Below are 18,953 nucleotides of genomic sequence, written 5' to 3'. Positions count from 1 at the left end.
TATTACTCAAAGATTAATCGAGTTTATTTTCAAAAGTGATTTCAAAAATGGCTCCGACCTCACTTTCAACTTGTTCTATCTTACCGTCCAATTGATCAACTAAACTATTGATAAGTAAAACCCCTAAACTTTGAATATCGTCTTCGGAATCTTCAACTAAGATATTTGGATTTGCATTCACTCCCTTATCCTCAATTCTCAAGAATACCTTATTACCTTCCTTCTTCTTGACTTTCACATTAATATTAACGTTTCCATCAGCATCTTGACCATGTTTGACAGAATTGGTCACCATTTCATTAATTAATAACCCTAATGGTACTGCAGTATCAAGATTTACAAATACTGAATCTGCATCAATTGAAAAATCAATATTATTGGTTTCTGTGAATAATGAATTCGTTAAATCACTAATTAATTTTCTCAAATAAACAATGAAGTCAATTTTATCTAATTCTTCAGACTGATAGAACATTTCATGAATAGCAGCCATAGATTGAATTCTATTTTGACTATCTAGATACAGTCTTCTTAGATAAACTTCTTCATGATTTATTCTAGCTTGTAAAGACAGAATACTTGATATAATTTGGAGGTTATTCTTCACCCTATGGTGAATTTCTCTAAGCAGTAAATCCTTAGAATTCAGTTTACTTAACAATTGTTCTCTTACCAATTTATTTTCTGTAATATCTTTTGCATTACAAAAAGTTAAGTTAGAAACAGGATCTGTTCTTGAACTCCAACTTAAATGGACTATTTCACCTGTTTTAGTGATGTATCTATTGACAAATTTATAAACTTCACCTTGTTCCTCAAGTTCTTCAATACTCCCTGCTGTAGACTCAATATCGTCTGGATGTATTAGTTCCATAAAAGGTTTTTCAAGTAGTTCTTCCTCAGTGTATCCTAGAAGATCTATCCATGCTGGACTTACTTTCAAGAAATAACCATCTACATGTGCGATACAATGTAGATCTTGAGATAAATTAAAGAAATTATCAAGTCCAATAGTTCCTATCATTGCATCAGATAAATCTTTGATCATACCTTCAATTGCAACGATATTTCCTGCATCATCAAAAACATTTTCTGATGAATAAGAAATCAATTTTCTTCCTTTACCTTTAGCCTTAAATGAATAGGTTTCCTCTTTGTGGTTTGTAGCTTTGGTAAATAAATCAGAGGGAATGTTATGATTTATTGATTCAGTGATTTTTACACGCGAAAAAAAGTAATCTTCTAGCTTTTGAGTTGAATCTTTTGGATAATCAAAAATAGAATATGCCTCAGAAGACCATTCTATCCTATCTTCTGACAACCAATAAATCCAGCGACCTACACCAAAAAATTTATCTGTTTTTTTCTGCATTTTCTCTCTTGCAGAAATTTGATCTTTTGCTTGCTTTAAGAATTCTTCTTGATAATTAGCATTATTTTTTTTTTCACCATCTGTTGGCAAAACATCCTCATCATGTTTTATATTATTATGCGATAACTTTTCTCCTGAATTCTTCATAACTTCCGATAAATTTCTTCCTCCTGAACAAGGAAACTAAAATACAATAATTAACATAGGTTATGCACTCATAACTTACAATTTATTAACAATTGAAAAAACTAATTGTTTATTAAATTGATAGAAACTTATAAATCAATAAGTAAACAGTGGGATTCAATTCAAAATAATAATTATTTATTGCTAAAAACCAATAGTCAATTCAAAAATAGCTCCTTGCTTATTCTTTAATTGTATAATTTCTCCATTAATCTGTTCAACCAAACTCTTAATAATCATTACTCCCAAACTATCTTTTTCTCTAGCCAAAATATCTGAAATGACTTTATCACCTCGGTCACCAATAATAAATTTCAAGTGTTTATCTTCAGCTTCTAGGAGTTCTACAAATATATGTACTTCACCATTTCTATTTTCTCCATACTTAATAGAGTTGGTCACAATTTCATTAATTATTAATCCTAAAGGTATTGCCGTATCAAGATCTACAAATACGGGATTAACATTAATCGAGTAATCTATATTTTTCCGTTTGTGAGAAAATGATCTTACCAAATCACAAAACAATTTATGTATATATTTTCCAAATTCAATCTTATTCAATTGTTCTGATTGGTAAAACATTTCATGAATCGCTGCCATAGACCTAATTCTATTTTTACTTGACTCATAAAGTTCCTCAAAAGATGACCTGTTGATTTCTCCTCCTGTTTGTAATGAAAGTAGACTTGAAATAATTTGTAAGTTGTTCTTAACCCTATGGTGAATTTCACGCAAAAGCAATTTTTTTTCACTTAAGTTTACCAATAGTTTCTGATTCTCAAGCTTAGTTTTGGTAATATTAGTAGCATTACAATAAATCAAGCCTGTTTCTTCATCAAGCTTTGTATTCCATTTCAAATAAATTATGTCACCTGATTTGGAGATGTATCTATTTTCAAATTGTTCAATATTAGAAGGACGTTCATGATAATTCTCAATAGCTTCTATCGATTTTGGTAGGTCATCTTCATGTATAAAATTCAAGTATGAACGTGACAGTAACTCTTCTTCGGTATACCCTAACAGATCTATCCAAGATGGACTAACTCTTACAAAATATTTATTTTTATGTACAATACAATGTAAGTCTCTTGACATTTTAAAGAAATTATCTAATCCTTTTTGACCTTGAATTTTATCGGTGAGATCTCTAACAAATCCTTCCATTCCAATTAGAGTTTCAGGACTTTCCTCAGCAAAAATGGGGGTAGATGAAAAACTTAAATGTTTTTTGATTCCATTAGGAGTAATGATGGTTTGATTCATTTCACCCGATTCTTTTATGATTTCAAATATATCTCTTATACTCGGAAGTCTTTCAGAGGTTTTATTATCAATCGATGACAGGTAGAAATCTAAAATACTCCCATTGTAATCTTTAGGTAATTCAAATATTCTCTTAGACTCATCCGACCAAAACAATTCCTTATCTCGGAGCAAATAACGCCATCTTCCAGTATTAAAGAATTTCTCTGTTTTACGGACAACTTTCGATTTTTCTTGGACTGTTACATCGGTTTCTTCATTACTATAAATAAGTTGATCACAATCTGGTTTCAAACCATTTTCCTCCATTGCATAATGCAAGGACAGTGCTTTATTCTTAAGCTCCTTTAAACGTTGTTCCGTTTTTAGAATTTCAACATTGATCTCCTTTAATTCTTGCTGCATAAATTTTCACATATTAGAGCATTAAGAATGATAAAAGTCTTAGATACTCATCAATTAAAAATCCATTCATTTTACTATGAATGCATAATTTTTCCGCAAAACTATAGATTAAAACCCAAAAAACCTCGACGAAACATCATAATAACACTTATAAATTTGAGATATTATGTTTTATTTCACTTTTTAACACTGAATACTAGAGATGAAACCTGATCGTTGGACATAAATTCTTGTGCAATAGACTGGATTTCTTCTGGAGTAATGCTATCAATTGATTCATAGATTTCCTCAAGGGTATCAATTTGATTAAAAACCAATAAACTTTTTCCAAAATTCAACATCACACCTGAATTACTATCCATGCCCAAAGCCAAATGTCCTTTCATTTGTTGCTTGGCTTTCTTCAATTGATTCTCAGTAAGCGGCTCGTCAATAAATCGTTGAATTTCCTTCTTTATTAGTCGAAGGGTTTTCTTTTGATACTTTGGATCTGTTCCGGCATAAACGTTCCAATACCCTACTTCTTCAAATGGAGTATAACTTGCGTCAATATTATAGGTGTAGCCATATTTCTCTCGAATCGATAATCCCAGTCTTGAATTTAAAGCTGGTCCACCCAAAATATTAATCAATAAATTGAACACACGACGACCTGGATGATTATACCCAGGTGCTCGTCCTCCTATCATGAGGTGAGATTGATAATTGGCTTCTGGACTTTCAATATTAAATGCCTCAAGTTCTTTTGGTGCGGTAGGCTGTGCTGTATCTTCTTTGTGGGAATAGTGACCAAAATCTTTATTTAATTGCTTTAAAACAACTGATGATTTTAGGTTACCAACAAAAGAAATCACCATATTTTCAGGGTAAAAGAACTTTTTAACGTAACGTTCTAAATCAGCTTTGGTGAAAGATTGAACTGATTCAACAGTTCCTAGAATGTTATTTCCTAAAGGATTATTTGGAAATAAATGCGATTCAAAATCATCAAATATTTTATCAGAAGGACTGTCTAAATAGGAATTTATTTCGTCCAAAACGACCTCTTTCTCTTTTTCTACCTCCTTGGATGGAAATGTCGAGTTAAAAAGAATATCCGCCAAAAGGTCTGAAGCGCGTTTTAAATGTTCTTTCGTAAAAGAACTGTAGACACAAATCTCCTCTTTCGTAGTATAAGCGTTTAACTCTCCTCCTACAGAATCAAGGCGGGACAAAACATGAAAAGCGCGTCTATTTTTAGTTCCTTTAAAAATACAATGTTCCAAGAAGTGAGCAAGACCTTCTTCATTTTCAGATTCGAAACGCGAACCCGCACGAACTGTAACTCCTAAATGAGCTACCATTGAGGGATCTTGCAGATAGACTACACGAATACCATTGTCTAATTGAAAAATAGTTGGCTCTACATTCATAAAAAACGATTAAGGATTCAAACGTAAAACCTTCCAATCTTGGTCTTCAACGTCATCTTTTTGGAAACAAATTCTATCATGTAATCGACTTGGTCTTCCTTGCCAAAACTCGATGTAAGTAGGTCGAATAAGATACCCTCCCCAAAATTCAGGTCGAGGTACTTCTTCGTTTTTAAAACGCTCAACCATTTCTTGATAGACATCTTCAAGCTTTGATCGATCTGCTATTTCTTTGGATTGTTTAGACGCCCAAGCACCTAATTTACTTGGTCGAGGACGTGAAGCGAAATAATCATCAGACATAAAAGCTGGAACCTTTTCTACAATTCCTTGAACACGAATTTGGCGAGATAATTCATCCCAAAAAAGCAATGCAGAAGCCTGTGGATTTACTGCTATATTTTCACCTTTTTTACTGTTGTAATTGGTATAAAATATAAGTCCTTCTTCCATTAATTCTTTCAAATAGACAATACGTGAAGAAGGCATAAGATCCTTCCCAACAGTACTCACGGTCATTGAATTTGGTGAAAGACATTGTTTTTCAAAAGCTTCTTGATACCATTTTTGAAATAATTTAATTGGATCAATACTTTTCAGTTGATCATTCAACTTTCCTTTGTCAAAATCCGAATGGTCATTGCGTAAAATATCAAGAAACTCTTTCATGAATTATTTTGTTTCGTCTTCAAAGTTAACGTCTTCTTCCTCTTCATCATAAGATTCTTCAGACACCTCCTCATTTGATGCTTCTTCAGCTTCCAATTCCTCCTCTTCGTAAGTTGATTCACTTGGTGTATTCACCAATTCTTCTCCTTCTTCAAGAGGTCTTCTACCAATCTCTACATCCATATCAGGATTGTAAGGCAATACCTCAACAATAGAAGTCAAGCTAATTGCAGGAACTTCAAAAGTAACTGTCATATCACTTAAACTTTCTTTGATTCTTTCAAAAGCTTCTTTAACACTTGATGCAGTTACCAAGAAATTACTTGTGATTTTTTTCTCTTTTCCTTCGTCTCCGTCAATGGAAACATAAGTTAATTTGCATTTGTACCAGTCATCAGAATCTTCATAATAAAAGATATCAGCATACTCAGTTTTGGTAATTCCAGTGATTAAAAATTCACCTGTAACATTTTGTCCAACTTCCTCATAGATGCGTGCTTCAGCATCAGTAAATGAAACTGAGTCTACCAAATATGGTTCTGTAACACGTTTTAAACGCCCATCTTCCAATTGTTTGGTGTATTTTACTTTAACTGTAAACCAATTATTCATAACTCTATATTAATTTTATTATTGCTCAAATTTAGACCAACAAAGTTAGTAGAAATTAAACCTAATATCGAATTAAGTCGTCCCAATTTTTCGAAAAAAAACAGATCGAATTAAACACAATTATAATCTATTCATCAAGAAGACAAAGAGATGAAAAAAAGGTTTAATGTTAATGCAAAAAAAACACAGTTAGAACGGATAACCAATGGCAATATGAATTTGGGGTTGAAATGGTTTAGGGAAGTTAAAGTCATCATTTTTATAATAGTAATCTCCCGTATTTGGATCGATACCCCATTCATCTTTAGCCTCTTGATAATAAGGATCTCGACTTTGGAAAATCCATTTAGCTTTATCCGGCAAGGCAGGGTTTCTTAGTGGAATACCGAAATCTAAACGAACAATTAAAAAGCTAAAATCTAAACGTACTCCAAGTCCACCAGACACACTCATTTGCTTATAAAAATCCGTGGTAATTTGTCCACCAGATCTGTTCACATCTTCGTTATAAGTCCACACATTTCCAGCATCACTAAAAATTGCTCCTTCAATTAAGCTCGAAACTTTAAATCGAAATTCAGCAGAAGCTCCCAATCGCATATCTCCCATTTCAGTTACAGTACTATTTGAATCGAGGTAATATTTGTACACACCAGGACCTAAAGATCTTGCTCGAAAACCTCTGTTATCGTTAGAACCACCACCAAAAAAACTATAATCAAAAGGTAAACTTGGTCCGTTGTTTTCTAAGGGAACTCCTGCTCCTACTTGTAGACGATAATGGAAAGACTTTTCATTTAGGTATTGATGTAAGGTGAAATTATTGTCAAGTCGCACAAATTGAGAATAGCGTTGTCCTAAAAATTCTTTATATCCATTTTCATTCACTTCATTATTCTGGGTAATCAAACTCATTGCCATCCCCGCAACATCAAAACTAAATCCATAATTAAAGATCATTTTTCCTTCATTTAGATTAGGATTATTGTAGCTATAATTCAATGCAACATCTTTATAAATGGCCTGATTGCTGTAAGCGTTTATTAAAAATAAATCATTTTGTTCTTCAAGACGTTCTTCAAAACTTTCTGTTTTATCAATTCTTACAAATTGAATTCCACCAATCACAGGTATACCCACTGTAAATAATTGTGATCGTGCAATATCATAGAATTTCCAAAGGTAATTCACTTGAATGGTTTGTCTTTTAAATTCAGGTCTCTGCTGATAACTATATGCACCAGAAAAAGTGGTTACAGGATTTTGATTTTTCGACAAACGTTTCAATCCTATGGGATACAACCCTGGCAATTCCAATTCAAATGAAGGTCCAAACTCAATGGTATTTAAACTTCGTGTTTCATCATTGATTACTTTCGATTCATCACTTGTTGAAAAGACATCTGGTAGTGACTCAAAACCTCCACTAAAACTAATTTTCAATCGATTTCCTGAACGATATAAGTTTCTATTAATATAATTCAAAGACGTTGAAACTCCTAAAAAACTATTGGAATGAGTGGCTTTCGGCTCGAAACTAAATGTCCTTTGTTCTAATGGTGTTAAATAATAATGAACATCTATGGTGTTGTAATCATTTTCTATCAACTCAGGTCTTACCGTTTTGAAAATATTTAAATTCATCAAACGATTATAAGATTGTGAGACATAATCTCCTTTGTAATAATTATTTTCTTCCAAATAGTTTTGAAATTCTATGAGTTCAGGTTTAGTTGTTAATTTACCATTGTATAAAAATGTTGCGGTTCGATATTTCTCATTTTTTCCATCGTACCAATCGTATCGTAAGGTATCAAAGGTTGGAATATCCTCATAGGGACCAAGCTTAATTCCTCGAGGATCGAGTTGTTCTTTTTGGAAGTTCCCTGGATAATTTAAGGTATCCATCAAGTGAAAAACGACTTCGTTAATTCTCGTATTCACAAATGGTTTTACCCTTTCATTTTCATCTTTTCCTACTATTCTCTTTGAAATGTCTATAGCCACTTGTATTGTATCATTTCCACCTAAGGTGTCCACTTCAAAAGAGATATAGCTTTCCTTAAAACCATAAACTGAACTATTTTTCATAAAATCAGTCAATGATTTACGCATATTTCCTAAACCCTCAGAGTCAAATCGAAATGGTGGAATTAAAACATTTTCTCCTTCCTCTAGGTACTTTCTATATGTTTTCTCTACAATGCTATTACTGGTTCTTAAAAATAATGAATCAACTATGTATGCCGTTTTTGGAGTAATAATATAATCAACATCGGCGTGTTTTTTTTCGGATTTCAAGCTCACCTCTGTACGCACTTTAGCATCAAAGTATCCTTTTTTCACCATAAACAATTCAATCTGTTCTTTAGAATTAATCATAGAAGCTGAATCATAAATCACAGGGGCTTCACCATATTCATATTTAATTCTTTCTCTGAAAGTTGGTCGTGGATCAATTGTATCTTTGAGTTCAATTTCTTTAGGCTTGTAAAAGTCCTCCCCACGTTTTAGTGCCCTTTTAATTCTTCTTTTATTGATTTTCTCCTGACGGGCTAAACGCCTTTTATTTTTTTTTATATTCTTTTGAAGGCGATCCTGTGCATCTTGTTGTGCTTTGGTAGAATCTATCGTATTAAAAGCCCTCAAACGCAAGCGGAATCCAATTGTTCTATGATTTGGACGCTGGCGAATTACATCTTCTATTTCATCTTTATCCACCTCGGTTCCATTGGGTACATCAATATCATTTGAAACCAAAAGGTAGTAACCATCTGGAACATTACGGGTAATATTACATGCTGAAATAAACCAGATGAATAGCGTTAAAATTATATAGGAAAATATTCGCCTCACAACAGACAAAAATACGAATCAGCTGATTATAAATTGTATGTTTTGAAAATTATCAATTGTTATTTGTCAAATTATCCTTCTTAACTAAAATATAGGTATATCTAAACTCCTTAGTACTTTCATCTTAAGCATAAATTGAGCTCTTTTTTTATTTCAACCAATAGATTTCTCTTTTCTTTCTTGCCATAATCCGTTATTTCTACTGAGTAATCCGGATTTACTATTTCAACCCTAACATTCCCTACTCTCCAATTAAAACCAAATACGACAACCGAAGAAATATTCTGAGAAAAACCTTGAAAATTTAAAGAAATCATGATTAAAGTAAGAAAAGCTATTAACCTCATTTTTTACCCTAATAGTTTGTTTTTATTCGAATGTAAGGAATACTGGTTTAAAGTTATCACAAAAAGCAATTGTTAATTGTCGATTCCCCTAAAACATTCCTATTTTTACATCAGAATTATCTCTTGCAATTATGATTTCAAAACAACAAATCAAATACATTCGTTCGTTACATAAAAAAAAATTTCGGGACTTAAATGCTCAGTTCACTATCGAAGGACCAAAAATGATTTCCGAAGCCATCCAGCATGCTCCAGATTGTTTGATGAACATTTACGGTATTGAAAATGAATTTAAAGCTTTGCCTGAACATGTTTCTTTTGTTGAAATAGATCAAAAATCATTAGGACAAATCTCTACTTTAAAGCATCCTCAAAAGCAAGTTGCCATTTGTAGTTACTTGCCTACTTCTCAAGAGGAATCAGAATTTTATATTGCATTAGACACCATTCAAGACCCAGGTAATTTAGGAACAATTCTACGTTTAGCTGCATGGTTTGGGGTAGAAAAAATCATTGCTTCCAAAGAAACTGTAGACTGTTATAATCCTAAAGTTGTGCAAGCCTCCATGGGAGCTATATTTAACGTTAGTATTGAATACACGGATTTGAAAGAAGTTTTTGAAAAAACAGATTTACCGATTTACGGATCATTATTAGAAGGCGAAAACATCTACCAAAAGAAGATCGAGAAAAAAGGAATTTTGGTAATGGGAAATGAAGGAAACGGCATTCAAGATAGCCTTCTTCCATTGATCACAGAACCTGTTACCATTCCTAAATTCGGGAAAGGAGAATCTTTGAATGTTGCTATGGCAACTTCAGTTTTTCTCTCAGAGTTTGCTCGTCGATAATCAATGATTATCTATTGTTTATGAAGCGTATAAAAAGCAAATTTATTTCTCGACATTATTACCATTCCATTCTTTAAAATCTTCCAATTTTGATGAAAACGATTTGATTCACCTACTTCATAAACTGCCCTAATCCCTTTATTTTCAAATGCAGTTGACAAAAGAAAAAACAAGGAAGCAATCAAAAGAGATCATTTTGTCAATGAATTCATAAGAATGTGTTTAATTTACCATAAGACACAGTTTACAAACACTTAATTCTAAAAAGTAGTTTATTTTTGATTTCTAATAATGGCCTGAACACAATTTAGTCCGTCAACTGCAGCAGAGGCAATACCTCCTGCATAACCTGCTCCCTCACCACAAGGATACAAACCTTGGATCTCAACATGCTGTAAACTTTCTTTATCTCTTGGTATTGCAACTGGAGAAGATGTTCTTGATTCTGGAGCCATTAAAACAGCATCATTGGTAAGATACCCTGTCATTTTTCTTCCAAAATCTTTAAAAGCTTGTCTTAAATTATTTGCAATAAATGGAGGCAGTACTTTATTTAAATCCACACTCGTCATTCCTGGTTGATAACTACTTTTTGGTAGGTCTTTAGAAACTCTACCTTTTACAAAATCCACCATTCTTTGGGCTGGAACAGCTTGTGTTTTTCCTGCAGCTTCCCAACATGCTTTCTCTACTGAAGCTTGAAACTCTAATCCCACCAAAGGGTTTTTCTCATTATAATTAGGCAATCGTGTAGGATCAATTTCAACGACTATTCCTGAGTTTGAATATGGATTATTTCTCTTTGAAGGAGACCAACCATTTGTTACAACCTCTCCAGGAGCTGTAGCACACGGAGCAACGATTCCACCTGGACACATACAGAAAGAGTAAACCCCGGTTTTATTGACTTGCGTGACCAAGCCATAAGTTGCAGGTGGTAATAATTCATCATTTAATCGTCCGTGATATTGAATTTGATCAATTAAATCTTGAGCATGTTCAATACGTACACCTAATGCAAAACCTTTGGCTTCAACTTTAATGTTTTTCTCATGCAATAAATGAAATATATCTCGAGCAGAATGCCCTGTTGCTAAAATTACATGATCAACAGCAGTAGTTTCCTTCTGATTCAATTCCAAGCCTACTAGTTGATTATTTTCCAAAACAAAATCTGTAACTTTAGTATTGAAATGGAATTCTCCTCCAGAGGCAAGAATTTGTTCTCGCATGGCCGTAATGATGGCGGGTAATTTATTTGTTCCAATGTGTGGATGTGCATCTACAAGAATATCATAAGGAGCGCCAAACTGAACAAACAGTTCTAAAACCTTAAGTACATTTCCTCGTTTCTTTGAACGGGTATATAGTTTTCCGTCAGAATAAGTTCCTGCACCACCTTCACCAAAACAGTAGTTCGATTCAGGATTAACAACATGGTTTTTGTTAATGGCAGCCAAGTCTCTTCTTCTATCTCTCACATCTTTACCACGTTCGAAAACAATAGGTTTAAATCCAAGTTCTATGGCTTCTAATGCGGCGAACATCCCTGCAGGACCGGCACCAATGATGTGAATTGGTTTTGCATTTGAAACATCACCAAATTTTATATGAGGAACTGTTAAATTCGTTTTTTCTTCCGTTAAAACAACTTGTAAATTATATTTAACCGGCTTTTTACGTGCGTCAATTGAACGTTTTCGGATATAGAAAAAAGGTAAATCTTTTTTACTTCCTCTGTTCTTTTTATTGGCCAATTGCAAAATGAATTTTTCATCGTGCAACTGCTCTGGCAATACTTGAATTTGAATACTATTTTCCATTATCCCTCGAAAGTTAGTGAAAACCACCACACCCTGTTGTATAATTTATCAATTGGTTTTGACAATCTCGTATCGTCCTGAATTAAAGCATTTCCAAATCCATGTGACATTTTAAGCTCCATACCGAATTTAAAATAAGGAAGAAAGAAATCAACTCCCGCACCAATTTGTCCTTGAAGATCATCTCGATTCAACTTAATAAATGGATCACTAAATTTCTGAGAAGTTTCTTCTTTAGATTGCATATCAATCGTGTATTGCGCACCCGCAACAATATAGGCCGCAAAGTTATTGTAACGCAATGTTCTAAACTTCAACAACAACGGGAAATCCAGATTTGTAGAACCAATTCGCTCTTCATAGGTCTCAAATTCATCTTCTGAAGTAGGATCAGTATTATAGAATTTATAATCTAAAATACGTTCTTGAAAAGACAGGGTTGGAAGAAATCTTAAACGAATCAATGGTGTTCCTAATTTCAAAGAACTAATAAGACCAAGTTGAAAACCAGGTTGACTTCGATTCGTTATAGAATACATACCATATTTCTCCAACATATTGGGATGATATTGGGTAGAGAAATCAGATGTATTTACACCTAACATAAAACCAAAATGAATGGCTTTTCGATCGAACTTACGATAGTTTTGAGTAAGCGGCAACCGTTGAGCTGATGAGAACTCAACACCAATTAAAAATAGTAAAAATGAAATAATGATTTTATTCAACATGCTGTATTGAAACGTTCAAAGGTTCAATTTATTTTACACCTGTATAAATTGTAGCGATCCCTCCTGAAACCATTCTTGCAGAAACATTCTTATATCCTACTTTGGTAAGTATATTCAAAAAGTCCTGTCCTTCAGGAAATGCAGCAACAGATTCTGGTAAGTATTCATACGCAGAACTATCTTTTGAAATTGACTTCCCTAAGACTGGTATAATATATTTTGAATAGAAGCCAAACAGCTGCTTAATTGGAAACTTTTTAGGTTTAGAAAACTCTAGTATAACAGCTGTACCGCCGTGATTGATCACACGAAGCATTTCAGATAATCCTTTTTCAAGGTTTTCGTAATTTCTCACTCCGAAACCTACTGTTAATGCGTCAAACTCATTGTCTTCGAAAGGCAAGTCTTCAGAATCTCCAAGCACCATTGAAATGATGTTTTCCTTTCCTCTTTTCTTCATTTTTTCACGTCCTTTCTCTAGCATTCCTTTAGAAATATCTACTCCAACCACTTTTTCTGGATTGAGTTTTAAGGCAGCTAGTGCAAAATCCCCTGTTCCTGTTGCTAAATCGATAATTTTCTTAGGCTGCTTGGCCTTAAGCATTTTAATTGCTCTTTTTCTCCACAAATGATCAATTCCCATTGAAAGAAAGTGATTCAAGAAGTCATATTTTGCTGAAATATTATCAAACATTTCTGCTACCTCTTCTTTTTTGGATTTATTGTCCTTGTAATACGGTTTTACCACTTTTTTATCTGCCATAACTAACCAATCATTGTATGCCCTTTCGGATATTTATATCTTCTACTCATTACTTGTTTACCAAACAAGTATGCTATCGTTAATGTTCCAACACGACCAACAAACATTGCAACAATTAAAATCATTTTTCCTGGCTCGGATAACTCGGCCGTGATTCCTGTTGACAATCCCACAGTACTTGCTGCTGAAACGTGTTCAAAAATAATATCAATTAATAGGAATTTTCCAGATTCTATTGCTTGATATTCGGTAATTAAAAGTGCAAAAATACCAATTAAGTTACCTACAACGAAAAATATAAAGATAGAATATGCTTTTAACACCAATTCATTCTCAATTGTTCGTTTAAAGAGTTCAACATGCGGCTTTCTTTTAATGGTTGAAACAACAGAACTCACCATTATTGCAAATGTTGAAACACGAATACCACCACCAGAAGATCCTGAACTTGCTCCAACAAACATTAAAAACAAGAAGAAAACCAGCACTGGCAGACTCAAGCTAGAAATATCAACAGTACTAAAACCTGCATTTCTTGTGGTCATAGAACTAAACAAAGTAGTAATCATTGCTCCAAATCCAGATTTATCTTCTAAACTTTTATTGTATTCAAATGCATAAAACACCACTCCTCCAAGTACTAGTAAAAAAAGTGTTGTATATAGTGAAATCTTGGTATCAAAACGTAGCGTCTTCCATGGTGATTTCATTCTTTTTCTTAAACTTTTAATTCCAAAAATATCAAATAGATAAATCATTCCAAAACCACCCAAAAAGAATAAACCTAAGGTAACACTATGCAATAGGTAATTATTTATTAGAAGTGGATTCATCAATCCATCAGGAATTGTTGTCAATCCAGCATTACAAAAACTAGAAATGGCATGAAATAATGAATGGAAAACACGGGAAGAATTATCAGCGAACATCCCTTCTGGTTTGAGCAAAGTAAAAATACAGATAAACCCTACAAGCTCAATAACGATTGTCCATTTTACAATTTTGGAAAACATTTTTTCTGTGTCCAAAAAGGAAGTATTATTCACAAAATCTTCTATTACATCATGCTGTTTAATACCTATACCAAATTTTGCAATCAATAAATATAATGCAGCAAATGCAATTGTATTTAAGGCTCCTAATTGAATTAAAAACAGAACTACAATCTGTCCTTTCAATGTCAAAATATTTGCCACATCAACTGTTGCCAATCCTGTTACACTTGTTGATGAAGTTGATAGAAATAAACTATCTATAAAAGTAATATTATAACTAGGTTTAGTCATCTCTGGCAACATCAACAACCCCGTTCCAATCAAAATCAATCCTAAAATGGAAAGAGTAAATAACAACCCTGGGTGAATTTTGAAGTACTGACGGAAATCTCGTTTCTTAAACATTTCCATGAAAATATAGGCCACGAAAAACATTTGTATCGTGACACTAGAAAAGTCTGTAAAACCTTCTAATCCTATTATTTTAAAAAGATTAGAAAATATTATGAAGCCAAATAAATTATAAGATACACCTTCTACGATTAAGAGTAGTACGATAACGGTCTCCACCCAATGGACTCTCATATATTGCCTAGGGTTGTAGTCGTAGACTATCTTTACGAAATACCGAATGATATAAAATAGAAAACTAAATTCAATGATTCGAATCAAAAAAAGTTCAGAACTTTCTGTTTGTGGAAAGCCGTAGAAATAGATCAAAACTCCCACCATCGACAGGGCAACAATAACATGTAACCACCTGAATAAAGAAGTGACGTAATTTTTAGAATTATAAAGGCTTAAATTGACCTTTTCTCTAAAATCGCTTAACATTTTACATCTATTTTAAGGGCTTCTTGAAGTAGATCATCAGCGTCAATAGCAACAACTCCACGGTATTCACAAACAATTCCTCCAGCGAGATTTGCCATCGAAGCCAAAGTTTCTATTGAGGTTCCTACCGCTAAACACAACGTAGCAACACTGATCACTGTGTCACCTGCTCCAGACACATCCGAAATCATTCTTTTATGGGCTGGAATATAATATTGATTGTTTTCATCCTCAATAAAAACCCCATGTTCACTTAGGGTCGTAAAAATGATCTCTGGATGAATTATTGATTTTAATTCTTTCACCGCATACTCAAATTGACTACGGTCATTCGCAAAGTCAATTTTCTGTTGAATTCCTTCACTTAATTCTTTCAAATTGGGCTTAAATAAAGTCACCCCTTTGTAGGCCAGAAAATTCTTTTGTTTAGGATCAACTGATGTCGGTACCTTATATTTTTTGGTTAATTTAATTACTTCTTCTATCAATCTCGAAGTCAAAACCCCCTTATTGTAATCTTGAAAAATTAATGCGTCACAACCAGACTTAAGTAAATCTTCTAAATCTTTCAATAAAGCATCTTCTTCAGCAGTTGAGATATCATCTGTTTGTTCTTGATCGATGCGCAACAACTGTTGATGATTCCCTATCACACGCGTTTTCACGGTAGTTTGTCTTTCATCTGAACGAATTATTCCAGAAGTTGAAATAGACTGATCCTCCATCAATCGTAGCATTGTTTCTGCTTCTTTGTCTTTTCCGATAACAGTACTCATGACAACATTAGCACCTAGACTGATTAAGTTTAATGCTACATTTGCAGCACCACCTAAACGGTCCTCACTTTTTGAAAAGTTAATAATTGGTACAGGAGCTTCTGGACTTACACGATCAACCTTACCGGATAGATAAGCATCAATCATCACATCACCTAAAACAATTATTTTTTTTGTCTTAAACTCCTCAAAAAGTTTTTCCAATGTCATTATTTCAATTTTTGTAAAGCTATTCTAATACGGTTCATCGCTTCAGTTAATGTCGCCTCGTCGGTTGCATAAGAAATACGGATACAATTTGGATCACCAAATGCCTCTCCAGTTACTACAGCTACTTGACTTTCTTTAAGCAAAAACATTGAAAGATCATTTGCGTCATTAATTTTTTCTCCTTCAAATGATTTACCAAAGAAGCTAGAGATATCTGGAAAAAAGTAAAACGCTCCTTCTGGTTCATTTACTTTAACACCTTCAATTGCTTGAAGTGCTTCCAATACTAAAGTTCTACGCTTTTTAAAGGCCGCCAACATATCTTTCAAAAAAGAGGGATCTTTTTTCAAAGCAGCGATAGAAGCTTGTTGTGCTATTGCGTTTGCCCCACTTGTTGACTGACCTTGCATTTTAGCGCAAGCATCTGCAATTTTACGTGGAGCTCCAATATAACCAATTCGCCATCCTGTCATTGCCCAAGCTTTCGACATTCCGTTAATCGTTACTGTTTGGTCAAACACTTCTTCAAATTGAGCAATACTTTCATGATTTCCTTTGAAATTTATATGTTCATATATTTCATCAGAAATAATTGTAATGTCTTTATGATTTTTGAACGCACTCGCAATATCTTTCAACTCTTCCTTCGAATAAACAGACCCAGTTGGATTACAAGGAGATGAAAATATGATTGCTTTGGTTTTATCTGTAATATTTGCTTGAATTGCTGAACCACTTACTTTAAAATCAGTTTCAATAGAAGATTCAACGATAACAGGAACTCCACCTGCTACTTTTACGATTTCAATATAAGAAACCCAATACGGAGCAGGAATCAAAACCTCATCTCCCGGGTTGATCAAACTCATCATTAAATTCGCAATAGATTGTTTGGCTCCAGTTGAAACAACAATTTGCTCTTTATCATAATGCAATCCGTTATCACGTTTAAATTTATCTGCAATGGCTTGTCTCAATTCATCATAACCCGCAACAGGAGTATAAGTTGTAAAATTTTGATTCATTGCTTCCACAGCTGCTTCTTTGATGAAATCAGGTGTATGAAAATCTGGCTCTCCTAAACTCAATGAGATGATGTCCAAGCCTTGACTTTTTAATTCACGACTTTTACGAGACATCGCTAATGTAGCTGATTCTTCCATTGATAACAAACGATCTGACAATTGTAGCATTAATCTTAATTATTGATTCAGTTGACAAATTTAAAACTTTTTTAGGCTTTTCCTTTCCTTTGGCTAAAGAATGGTTGAAAAGTAAAGAATCGAAAAGTCGAAAGCTAATTAACTCCTTGTATTTTAAATCCAAATAGAATTAACATTATTAATGTTTTTGCTATGCTTTTTCATCCATAGCTTTTCCTATCTTTGCTTTTATGAAAACAAAGAAAACATTAGTTATTGGAGCCAGTGAAAAACCAGTTCGATATGCTTATAAAGCCGTAAGAATGTTGCAGCAACACAATGTTCCTGTAGTTGCATTCGGAAATCGCGAAGGAGAAATCAACGGGACTCCAATTCACAAAGTATTCCCTAAGGATGAAGATATTCATACGGTTACACTCTATCTTTCCGCTAAGAATCAAGATGGATTTTATGATAAAATCATCGATTTAAAGCCGCAACGTGTCATTTTTAACCCAGGAACTGAAAACCCAGAATTTGAAAAGCTTTTAGCTCAAAATGGAATTGAAACAGAAATCGCGTGCACATTAGTTTTATTGAGTACAAATAGATTTTAAGCTATGAAATTGAAGGCATGGGCAAAAAAAAGGAAATGGGACATTCTTTTTATGGCTTTTATCGGTTTACTTTTCATTCCTAGTATAAGAATGGTTGTGATGTCTTCCATACAGCGCTTGTTTGCGGGAGCACCATCTGAACTATCAAAAGAAGAACAAATAGAAGTTAACTCTTTTGATTGGGTACTTTTAGATATGGAGGGAAAACAAAGTAATTTCTCCTCTGCTAAAGGGAAAGTCACGATTGTAAATCTTTGGGCAACTTGGTGCCCTCCTTGTGTAGCCGAAATGCCATCTTTACAAAAGCTCTACAATCATTTCGGTGATGATTTAGCATTTTTCTTTATCAGCAATGAAAAACCAGAAAAGTTAAATCAGTTTTTAGAGGAAAAACAATATGACTTCCCGGTTTACGTACCCTTGAGCAATTACCCTAAAGAATTTGACTCAAATAGTTTACCAACCACTTACCTGCTCGACCAAAATGGAAAAATCATTATGGAAGAAGTTGGCGCCCATGATTGGTATAGTGAGAATGTACTTAAAAAAATAAAAGAGCTAAACAATTAAGTCAGCTCTTTCAAAAAAAATTTTTTGGCAAAAAGAATTACATTGCAGGAACATATTTTATCGTCACTCCATAGATGTCTTTCAACCACAGTTCAGTACTTTTCAATCGGATAATTTCAAATTCCTCGATATTTAGAACTTCTTCGCTATTTTCATTTTCATCAAGTTCGTAAGTGATTCTGAAATCATTGTTATCATTTGCAAACTCCCATTCACCGTCGATAACAATGTCTTTATTTTGGTGAACTTCATATTCTCCAGTTTTTAAAATTCTAATCGTTTGATCCGTATAATAGAATTCCTCATCACCTTCTTTATCAATTTTTCGCTCTGTTTTCCAATCTCCAGTAATTCTAGATTTTTTAGTTAACAAAGAAAAGGCTGGACCTTCTTCATATTTAGAACATGCTGTTAGAACGAATAATACACTTAAAATTGGTAAAATATATTTCATTTTATTTTTCATTGTGTTTGTTATCAATTTTGGACTTTAAAATATTACTGAGTGACCAA

Annotated in this window: 16 protein-coding genes; 3 read left to right on the top strand and 13 right to left on the bottom strand. The window is 33.4% G+C overall.

Features of this window, described 5'->3' with window-relative positions:
* Window positions 1–13: 13 nt before the first annotated feature.
* The 6 genes from DXU93_RS06155 to tamL form a co-directional block, all read right to left on the bottom strand.
* Window positions 14–1,519 (bottom strand): sensor histidine kinase, encoded by a 1,506-nt coding sequence (locus DXU93_RS06155; RefSeq protein WP_116880403.1) that lies wholly within the window; start codon window positions 1,517–1,519, stop codon window positions 14–16.
* Window positions 1,520–1,702: 183 nt separating this feature from the next.
* Window positions 1,703–3,232 (bottom strand): sensor histidine kinase, encoded by a 1,530-nt coding sequence (locus DXU93_RS06150; RefSeq protein WP_116880402.1) that lies wholly within the window; start codon window positions 3,230–3,232, stop codon window positions 1,703–1,705.
* Window positions 3,233–3,408: 176 nt separating this feature from the next.
* The gene (locus DXU93_RS06145; protein ID WP_116880401.1) at window positions 3,409–4,644 is read right to left on the bottom strand and encodes a M16 family metallopeptidase; all 1,236 of its coding nucleotides are present in this window, start codon (window positions 4,642–4,644) and stop codon (window positions 3,409–3,411) included.
* 9 nt (window positions 4,645–4,653) lie between these two features.
* Window positions 4,654–5,313, bottom strand: a complete 660-nt coding sequence (gene pdxH, locus DXU93_RS06140) for a pyridoxamine 5'-phosphate oxidase (RefSeq protein ID WP_116880400.1) — start codon at window positions 5,311–5,313, stop codon at window positions 4,654–4,656.
* 3 nt (window positions 5,314–5,316) lie between these two features.
* On the bottom strand, window positions 5,317–5,925 hold the full coding sequence (locus DXU93_RS06135) for a DUF4494 domain-containing protein (protein ID WP_116880399.1): 609 nt from the start codon (window positions 5,923–5,925) through the stop codon (window positions 5,317–5,319).
* 189 nt (window positions 5,926–6,114) lie between these two features.
* Complete coding sequence (gene tamL, locus DXU93_RS06130; RefSeq protein WP_123776061.1) at window positions 6,115–8,781, bottom strand: translocation and assembly module lipoprotein TamL; 2,667 nt, start codon at window positions 8,779–8,781, stop codon at window positions 6,115–6,117.
* 478 nt (window positions 8,782–9,259) lie between these two features.
* Here tamL and DXU93_RS06120 point away from each other — a divergent pair, with 478 nt between their 5' ends.
* Window positions 9,260–9,979, top strand: a complete 720-nt coding sequence (locus tag DXU93_RS06120) for an RNA methyltransferase (protein WP_116880396.1) — start codon at window positions 9,260–9,262, stop codon at window positions 9,977–9,979.
* A gap of 272 nt (window positions 9,980–10,251) precedes the next feature.
* Here the strand turns inward: DXU93_RS06120 and DXU93_RS06115 are convergent, their stop codons facing one another.
* The 6 genes from DXU93_RS06115 to DXU93_RS06090 form a co-directional block, all read right to left on the bottom strand.
* Window positions 10,252–11,802, bottom strand: a complete 1,551-nt coding sequence (locus tag DXU93_RS06115) for an NAD(P)/FAD-dependent oxidoreductase (protein WP_116880395.1) — start codon at window positions 11,800–11,802, stop codon at window positions 10,252–10,254.
* Window positions 11,802–12,533 (bottom strand): type IX secretion/gliding motility protein PorT/SprT, encoded by a 732-nt coding sequence (gene porT, locus DXU93_RS06110; RefSeq protein WP_116880394.1) that lies wholly within the window; start codon window positions 12,531–12,533, stop codon window positions 11,802–11,804. Before porT ends, DXU93_RS06115 begins: the two co-directional genes overlap by 1 nt.
* Window positions 12,534–12,561: 28 nt before the next feature.
* Window positions 12,562–13,296, bottom strand: coding sequence for a bifunctional demethylmenaquinone methyltransferase/2-methoxy-6-polyprenyl-1,4-benzoquinol methylase UbiE (ubiE, locus tag DXU93_RS06105; RefSeq protein ID WP_116880393.1), 735 nt, complete (start codon window positions 13,294–13,296; stop codon window positions 12,562–12,564).
* Between the two features lie 2 nt (window positions 13,297–13,298).
* Window positions 13,299–14,876: a potassium transporter TrkG gene (locus DXU93_RS06100; protein ID WP_165851347.1), complete on the bottom strand. Its 1,578-nt coding sequence runs from the start codon at window positions 14,874–14,876 to the stop codon at window positions 13,299–13,301.
* Window positions 14,877–15,118: 242 nt separating this feature from the next.
* Entirely contained in the window at window positions 15,119–16,111 is a 993-nt protein-coding gene (locus tag DXU93_RS06095; protein ID WP_116880391.1) for a bifunctional heptose 7-phosphate kinase/heptose 1-phosphate adenyltransferase, read from the bottom strand.
* Window positions 16,111–17,304, bottom strand: coding sequence for a pyridoxal phosphate-dependent aminotransferase (locus DXU93_RS06090; RefSeq protein WP_116880390.1), 1,194 nt, complete (start codon window positions 17,302–17,304; stop codon window positions 16,111–16,113). The genes DXU93_RS06095 and DXU93_RS06090 overlap by 1 nt, the downstream gene beginning before the upstream one ends.
* A 200-nt stretch (window positions 17,305–17,504) precedes the next feature.
* Here DXU93_RS06090 and DXU93_RS06085 point away from each other — a divergent pair, with 200 nt between their 5' ends.
* Window positions 17,505–17,870: a CoA-binding protein gene (locus DXU93_RS06085; protein ID WP_116880389.1), complete on the top strand. Its 366-nt coding sequence runs from the start codon at window positions 17,505–17,507 to the stop codon at window positions 17,868–17,870.
* Between the two features lie 3 nt (window positions 17,871–17,873).
* On the top strand, window positions 17,874–18,440 hold the full coding sequence (locus DXU93_RS06080; RefSeq protein WP_116880388.1) for a TlpA family protein disulfide reductase: 567 nt from the start codon (window positions 17,874–17,876) through the stop codon (window positions 18,438–18,440).
* A 37-nt stretch (window positions 18,441–18,477) separates the two neighbouring features.
* Here the strand turns inward: DXU93_RS06080 and DXU93_RS06075 are convergent, their stop codons facing one another.
* On the bottom strand, window positions 18,478–18,894 hold the full coding sequence (locus tag DXU93_RS06075; RefSeq protein WP_123776060.1) for a hypothetical protein: 417 nt from the start codon (window positions 18,892–18,894) through the stop codon (window positions 18,478–18,480).
* Between the last annotated feature and the right edge of the window lie 59 nt (window positions 18,895–18,953).

This window comes from Brumimicrobium aurantiacum (assembly GCF_003402975.1).
Lineage (GTDB): Bacteria > Bacteroidota > Bacteroidia > Flavobacteriales_D > Crocinitomicaceae > Brumimicrobium > Brumimicrobium aurantiacum.
The sequence above is the reverse complement of the archived record's forward strand: the minus strand, read 5'-3'. Positions and strand labels throughout refer to the sequence as shown.

Excerpts from the sequence above, each read along its gene's own strand:
- DXU93_RS06155 (WP_116880403.1), bottom strand. The coding sequence starts at position 1,519 with ATGAAGAATTCAGGAGAAAAGTTATCGCATAATAATATAAAACATGAT.
- DXU93_RS06150 (WP_116880402.1), bottom strand. The coding sequence starts at position 3,232 with ATGCAGCAAGAATTAAAGGAGATCAATGTTGAAATTCTAAAAACGGAA.
- DXU93_RS06145 (WP_116880401.1), bottom strand. The coding sequence starts at position 4,644 with ATGAATGTAGAGCCAACTATTTTTCAATTAGACAATGGTATTCGTGTA.
- pdxH (WP_116880400.1), bottom strand. The coding sequence starts at position 5,313 with ATGAAAGAGTTTCTTGATATTTTACGCAATGACCATTCGGATTTTGAC.
- DXU93_RS06135 (WP_116880399.1), bottom strand. The coding sequence starts at position 5,925 with ATGAATAATTGGTTTACAGTTAAAGTAAAATACACCAAACAATTGGAA.
- DXU93_RS06120 (WP_116880396.1), top strand. The coding sequence starts at position 9,260 with ATGATTTCAAAACAACAAATCAAATACATTCGTTCGTTACATAAAAAA.
- DXU93_RS06115 (WP_116880395.1), bottom strand. The coding sequence starts at position 11,802 with ATGGAAAATAGTATTCAAATTCAAGTATTGCCAGAGCAGTTGCACGAT.
- porT (WP_116880394.1), bottom strand. The coding sequence starts at position 12,533 with ATGTTGAATAAAATCATTATTTCATTTTTACTATTTTTAATTGGTGTT.
- ubiE (WP_116880393.1), bottom strand. The coding sequence starts at position 13,296 with ATGGCAGATAAAAAAGTGGTAAAACCGTATTACAAGGACAATAAATCC.
- DXU93_RS06100 (WP_165851347.1), bottom strand. The coding sequence starts at position 14,876 with ATGAGAGTCCATTGGGTGGAGACCGTTATCGTACTACTCTTAATCGTA.
- DXU93_RS06095 (WP_116880391.1), bottom strand. The coding sequence starts at position 16,111 with ATGACATTGGAAAAACTTTTTGAGGAGTTTAAGACAAAAAAAATAATT.
- DXU93_RS06090 (WP_116880390.1), bottom strand. The coding sequence starts at position 17,304 with ATGCTACAATTGTCAGATCGTTTGTTATCAATGGAAGAATCAGCTACA.
- DXU93_RS06085 (WP_116880389.1), top strand. The coding sequence starts at position 17,505 with ATGAAAACAAAGAAAACATTAGTTATTGGAGCCAGTGAAAAACCAGTT.
- DXU93_RS06080 (WP_116880388.1), top strand. The coding sequence starts at position 17,874 with ATGAAATTGAAGGCATGGGCAAAAAAAAGGAAATGGGACATTCTTTTT.
- DXU93_RS06075 (WP_123776060.1), bottom strand. The coding sequence starts at position 18,894 with ATGAAATATATTTTACCAATTTTAAGTGTATTATTCGTTCTAACAGCA.